Origin of the sequence: Desulfovibrio sp. 1188_IL3213, from assembly GCF_036763145.1 — a bacterium.
In the GTDB taxonomy this organism is placed as follows: Bacteria; Desulfobacterota; Desulfovibrionia; order Desulfovibrionales; family Desulfovibrionaceae; genus Desulfovibrio.
Window position 1 is genome coordinate 1 of record NZ_JBAIYR010000490.1, and the last position, 1562, is coordinate 1562.

General features: G+C 47.2%; 1 protein-coding gene. It reads right to left on the reverse strand.

Features of this window, described 5'->3' with window-relative positions:
* Positions 1 to 245 precede the first annotated feature (245 nt).
* On the reverse strand, positions 246 to 530 hold the full coding sequence (locus V6C16_RS12920; RefSeq protein WP_333535209.1) for a hypothetical protein: 285 nt from the start codon (positions 528 to 530) through the stop codon (positions 246 to 248).
* Between the last annotated feature and the right edge of the window lie 1032 nt (positions 531 to 1562).

Genomic DNA, 1562 nt, shown 5'->3' on the forward strand with positions numbered 1-1562 from the left:
CACGGGCATTGCAGCGCGGGATCGCCACTTAGCGTCCCGCTCGCAAAGCACGCGCCAGCTTCAAGACAGCGCCAGACCTGACACCACATGGCAGCTACAAAATGTGCGAAAAATTCTGGACACTACCGAACACGTTATGTCCTCGGACAATTCGGGTATGGTGGTACGTCAAATGAAAATCCCCGGAGAGCCGCACTCTCCGGGGAAAATTAGGCGCTCAACCGCCGCGCTTTATCCCGCCTGGATTAGTCCCACTTATAAAGACGACCCACGCATTGCCCGCAAATGTCCTGACGGGTTTGAGCCTTTGCGATCTTCACTCGCAACTCTTCCGAGTCAGTTTCTCCAGACAAAGTCCACCCTGACTTTTCTTTGGTGACCATGTTGCAAATGGAGTTTTTAGAAACACCCTGTGCCGTTTTCCCGTTCGCGTCATATCCGTCAAAATCGAACAGATGAGCTTGGTCGCCATTTCCACTGACTTGGTCTTGGGTTTTCAAAAGAACATACGGTTTCAAATCCTTAGCCATACAGAATATCCTCCTGTTACACGATTAATGAATCAAAAACCCCGGAGCACGAAAAAAGCCCCTTCCGCTTTTATGGAGGGGGCCGGTCAACTCCGGGGCGTTTGCCCGATGACTGGTCTGCTGCCTACGCCCTTTTCTTGTGGGCGTAAGGTTTCCAGTCTATAATAAAAAAATAACTACGTGCCTGCGCCAGTCAAGAGGGACGCCCAATATTTTTTTATTTTTGTTCATAATCTGCTGAAATATTTATTCCTTCAAACATATGCCGTCTCGCCATAACCATACACAAAAAAATACAAATTTCCGTCTTTTATGAAGACTTCCATTCAGACTCAAGAACATTTTTTGCATGTGCCTTGGGGAAGGCGCTGTAGCGTGTCTCCGCGGCAAAAGTTTCGTGAGCCATCTTCCTTTTGCGTTGAGCCCGCCAGGGCGAATAAGCAGCCCCGCAGGGCAGGCCGGGAGGGGAAACACCCAAAAGGTGGGCCCACCTCCCTTGTCCTGCCTTTTGGATTCAATACACGATGATAAAATAACATGCAGGAATATGAACGTCGTTTCACCTGTTCAATGCCTTTCATGGAGTATCAAGCTCGTGTAACATCGAGCAATTACCTGCAAATGCTTTCAATATATTTGAGCTTTGGCGTTCAATATATTTTAGGATATTTTGATAGATGTTCGACCACAAAGACATATTCAAAGGTACAGAAGCATACAAAGGCATATTCTGGCATAAGCTCATATATGTTCGCATATTTTGGCAAATAATTTCCAAAAATATGCTTTCGTATGCCTCTGTATACGTTCGTATGCCTTTCAATATTGAAATGCGAGGGCAGGACAGAGGAAGTGGGCCTACCTTCGGCGGCTCCATTCCTGCCCTGCCCGGCGGGGCTGGCTTATTGTAACTAGAAAACCCCCCGCTAGGCGGGGGGTTCTAAAAAGCTTATAGCTTTGCCCAAGTGAGTAAAACTCCTTTTGATTTGTTAAAAAATCTCGCGGTCTGGCAACTGCGAGTCAACAAATCAA